The sequence below is a fragment of the Nesterenkonia sp. AN1 genome (assembly GCF_000582475.1).
GTDB classification, from domain to species: domain Bacteria; phylum Actinomycetota; class Actinomycetes; order Actinomycetales; family Micrococcaceae; genus Nesterenkonia; species Nesterenkonia aurantiaca.
Map to the genome: position 1 here is coordinate 1 of NZ_JEMO01000035.1, position 4,327 is coordinate 4,327.

At 61.6% G+C, this 4,327-nt stretch carries 4 protein-coding genes; 1 reads left to right on the forward strand and 3 read right to left on the reverse strand.

The features are described 5' to 3' along the window. Positions 1–320: 320 nt before the first annotated feature. On the forward strand, positions 321–647 hold the full coding sequence (locus BG28_RS13585; protein WP_036478066.1) for a hypothetical protein: 327 nt from the start codon (positions 321–323) through the stop codon (positions 645–647). Positions 648–1,094: 447 nt separating this feature from the next. Here BG28_RS13585 and BG28_RS13595 read toward each other — a convergent pair whose 3' ends face one another. The 3 genes from BG28_RS13595 to mobC form a co-directional block, all read right to left on the reverse strand. Beyond that, entirely contained in the window at positions 1,095–1,352 is a 258-nt protein-coding gene (locus BG28_RS13595; protein WP_036478068.1) for a hypothetical protein, read from the reverse strand. A 195-nt stretch (positions 1,353–1,547) separates the two neighbouring features. Continuing rightward, positions 1,548–3,833: a relaxase/mobilization nuclease domain-containing protein gene (locus BG28_RS14620; protein WP_051501498.1), complete on the reverse strand. Its 2,286-nt coding sequence runs from the start codon at positions 3,831–3,833 to the stop codon at positions 1,548–1,550. Beyond that, positions 3,830–4,243, reverse strand: coding sequence for a plasmid mobilization relaxosome protein MobC (gene mobC / locus BG28_RS14625; protein WP_152539309.1), 414 nt, complete (start codon positions 4,241–4,243; stop codon positions 3,830–3,832). The genes BG28_RS14620 and mobC overlap by 4 nt, the downstream gene beginning before the upstream one ends. Between the last annotated feature and the right edge of the window lie 84 nt (positions 4,244–4,327).

The following is a 4,327-nucleotide window of genomic DNA, read 5'->3' on the forward strand; positions in this document are numbered from 1 at the left end:
ACCACTATGCGGGACTCAACTGCTACTACGGAACCGTGGGGCAACCATTCACCTTTCTAAGTGGGTGGTCGCCCCGCCGTCTACGTTGATCCGAACGCGGGTACCATGATGCTTCCTTCAACCACTCCGCCTACAACCACGTAAGACGCGCGCAATGAGACGCAATGACTGATACCCCTTCGGATCTCTCCGCGTAGCCTGGCACGGCGAAGGGGATTCATCTTGCGCTGTGGTCAGCGTTCGTCCTCTTCGGAACGCTAGGCGCTTGGTTCATCCCTCACGCACTCATTCCGCGGGGACTTGGCTACACCTACGATCCAGTGGCCAACGTCCAGTCCGGGCCGTGGATTCCGTGGACCTACGTCGTCTGCGGCGCCGTTCTCCTGGCGATTGCCGTGGTGACTTCCTGGCACCGGTACTGGCTAATGGCGCTGCTGCTGGCACCAGTGCTGATCTGGGCATGGAGTTTCACCGCTAGCCGTGAAGACATGACGGGCCTCTGGCGTGTTGGCCTGATCTTCATGACGTTCTACACCGTGGTGGGAACGTTGGCCGTGCTCGGCGCGACCCGCTTTGCTCGCAGCCTCAGTGATCAACGCAAGTCTGCGGCTGCTCGGCGGAAACGACTGCCACCACTGCCCGAGTGACCCACCTGGCGCGAAGAGCACTGTCATGGTTGCCGGTTCTGCTGGCGGTTTGAGTTTCCCTCGCCGACTATCCCCGCGTCAGCCCCGAGAACCCCAAAACAGGGGCGGAGTAGGTCGCAGGAAAGCATGGCTTCCTGAAAGAGGCACATCACTGGTCCTGCGCACCTCGTTTACACGTTCATAGGGAATCGATGAGGCCACGCATGAGCTGAGACACCGTGGTGTGCTGCTCCTCCGCTGCTCGAGTGAGCTTGGCCCGGCGATGAGCATCTAGCCGCAGCGTGAAGGGACGAGCGTCAGCTCCGACACTAACCGGCCGCCCAGGAGTAGACGGACCAATATGGCCACCGGTGTAGCCCTGCTCGGACTCCGCCTCATCAGCCCAGGCCTCGATGTCCGCATCAGTGAAGGTCTTACCGTTGACCGCTGTGTACTTGCCCATCTGAATCACCTTCCTAGACCAACTTCATTGAGGACCTTCTGCGTCGCGAGCATCGCGTGAAAGACCAGCCAACCATCGGGCTCATCCTCGACCGCGATGAACTCCAACAATCGGCCCTGCCGGTCCACACCGACCCCGACCCACTGGACCGGGTTGGTATCTCGACCGCGGGAACGCAACGCCCCCTCGAACGCGGCCTCCACGTCGTTGTCTGTGATCTCAGGACGCTTCGCAGAGACCCTGGGATGAACCCGAACCCGCACACACAACTCCTCTTAATCCTTTTCGTACTTCACAGTGTAGTACGAAACTGGGGAACTCGAGAGACCGAACCGCGCTGCCACTTCACGACAGGAGCCGCGTGATCAGCTGCGGATACCTCATGAAAGCCCCGCAGTCCCCGAAACAGCAGCCCAAGCGACCTACTCAGACGTCGAAGAAGTCTGGTGCACAACCGACTATCGTTCGTACCCGGAGTCCCTGTCCCGCCCACCAAAGATGAGGGGTCCCTGTGCCGCTTCAGGCGCACGGTACTTCGTCGGATCACGGCGACCTTCAAGCCGAGCCAGCTCTGACTGCTCAGCCCAGGTCAGATACGTGTTCGGCGCGGTCCGCGCATGACGTTGACGTAGAACGTTGGCCCGCTGGGCAGCCTCACCACTGGCCCGCCTCGCACTATCAACCCGCGATATGACCTGTTCCCGATGTTCTACCGCCTGATCCAGGGACGCCTGTGCTGCACGGATCTCCGCAGTGTCGAGTCGCTGCGGAGCATGCTTGTCCACCACCGCGGCGTCCCACCTGGACCACAACCGATCCACCTGGCTGGTACTGGAGGTAAAGGGGTTCGGCGACCGCTGTTTCTTCTCGGCCTTGATTCTTTCCGGGACCGGCACATCCCACTTCGAGCTCACTTCCTGGCGAACCCTGTCAGAATCCTGCACCGCCCGACCTCGACTCAACAGGCCAGCCTCGTAGACCTTCACGTCAGCCTCCCACCCACGCCGAGCGTCTTGGACCACCGCACTACCCAGAACCTGCCGGACCTCCATGACCAGACCCTCGCGCTGTTGTGCTGCCTGGGCTACAGCCTGTTCCGCAGCTTTCAACTCCACGCTCACTTGAGAAACCACAGCCTGTAACTCCACTGCCTTGGCTTGGGCTTGCTGGGCCTCGGCGTAGTCCTGAGCCTCACGCTGGGCCCTCAACCCGCGCAGCTGAGCGGCACGCTGGGGCGGGGTCATCATTGTCTGCGCCTGTGCTGCGCGGTCCCGGCACAACACCTCTGCCACATCCAGGGTGCGGCTCATGGTGCCGGCGAGTTGGACGCGTTCCCGGGTCAGGTTTGTCTCGGTCACGATGCGCGCGATCCGATTCGCCTGGGCAAGCAACGACACCCAGTCTTTGACCGGACCACGACGTCCCGCCTGGGTCGCCATCAACCACTGCTGACCCAACCGACCCGCACCAGCGCCGTTGTTCCGCAATGGGTGCTGGGCCGCACTCTGCTGCATGCCCGTTCGTTGCGTGCTGCGCTGTCGGTACAGCACCTCCGACGGGAGCTGGTGGCCGCGCATACTCCCCGCCACTCGTGAGAAATCATCAGAGAGCCGCAGCACAGGACCGTGGCTGTTCTTCTCCACGCTCATCGAGAGCCGTGCGTAGATGTTCGCCATCGTGTCCGGCCCGACCTTGCCAGAGATCAGCTTCTCGTAGGACTCAGCACTGAGCTGGTGAACCTCCGTGGCTTTCTCTGGCTCGGGCAGGGTCTTGTCTCGGATCTGATGCATCATGGCCACCGCCTCGGCACGGCCGGCGTCACCGTAGCGTTCCTCGATCCTCGGCCACGCCAACGACCGATCCAGCTTCGACGGGGAGTACCAGATCTGCCGCCCATCCCCACCGTGCTCTCTGGAGGTGGAGGGGAACGCTAACCGGTAGCCGACGATCGTGTTCAAGTCATTCTTCGCGAACCGGGGTTGGACGTGGAGACCCACGTCGCGGAGGTGGGCGATGTACTCACCCTGAGATGAGGCGGTCGCCAGACATGCGCGCGCTCGGCGGCGCAACTCAGCACGCTCGGTCATGCCACTGTCCCGGTGCTGGGCGCGGGCGAGCTCGGCCGGCTTATCCCCAGAGATCCCATACTCGTGTTCACGCGACGCCAGCACGGTCAGACCGTGCTTCTTCTCAATCTCATTGGACACCCGCTGAGCGCGTTTGAAGTCGTGACGCACATCAGCTTTCGTGCCGTCTTCACGGACCAGCTGCACAGCAATATGGATGTGGTCGTTACCGTTCTTCGACGCCCCATGATGGATCGCCGCCCACCGGGACGTCTTGACCCCGTCCGGGTCAATGAAGCCCATGCGCTCCACGAAATCATAAGCAACCTCAGCCCACTTCTCACGAGTGAGTTCACCCTCGTCTGCCTTCAGCGACAGCGAGGCATGCCACACGTGAGCATCCTTCTTCCCCGTGGCCACATACTCACCTCGCACCTCATCAAACTCACGCTCAGAGACTTGAACCCGCGTGCCGTGCTGCTTCCGAGAGAAGTCAAGAATATTCGCGATATCCAACGCATCATCCTGGCTCAACGTCTGCCCTGGTTCGACGGCAAAAGTCACCAGAGCATGACCCGCCACCAGTTGCGGATTGGTGTGCTCATTCGCTCGGCCCGGGCCGGCCAGGTACATCACCAGACCCGCCATCCGACCACCGCGCGTGACGTTGGGCATCATGAGGCATCAGCCTCTTTCGGAGACACCGCAAGACCCGGAAGCGCCCCACTGATCTCCCTCATGGTCGCGCGCAGTTTCGCCAAGGAATGCGTCAGCTCAGCACTGATCTCAGCCGTCACCGCTTCTTCCGCGTTGGCCCGCCGAGCCAGCTGATTGAGGTTGTTCCCCACTGCCGCCAAAGAACCATTGAGCTGATTCAACCGAGTACTCATCTCATGACGCTCACTGACCGAGACACCACGCTCACGAGACAACGCTGACTCCTTCAAAAACCGAGCAGGAGTCATCCCCACCCTCGCAGCAGCGAAGTACAACGCGTTGTCCTCAAACTCGGTGAGCTTCACAACCCGACGCACCGGACGCCCACCCTCAGCGTTAGCCTGACGCATCCGACCCGCCACGAAACTCACCACCTCTTCTTCTGCTCCAAGATCACCGACCGGGATTTACTCAGCCCAGTGCAGCGACCACGAGAAACGACCCACCTTCCTACG

Coding starts and splice junctions, on each gene's coding strand:
- BG28_RS14620 (WP_051501498.1), bottom strand. CDS start 3,833: ATGATGCCCAACGTCACGCGCGGTGGTCGGATGGCGGGTCTGGTGATG.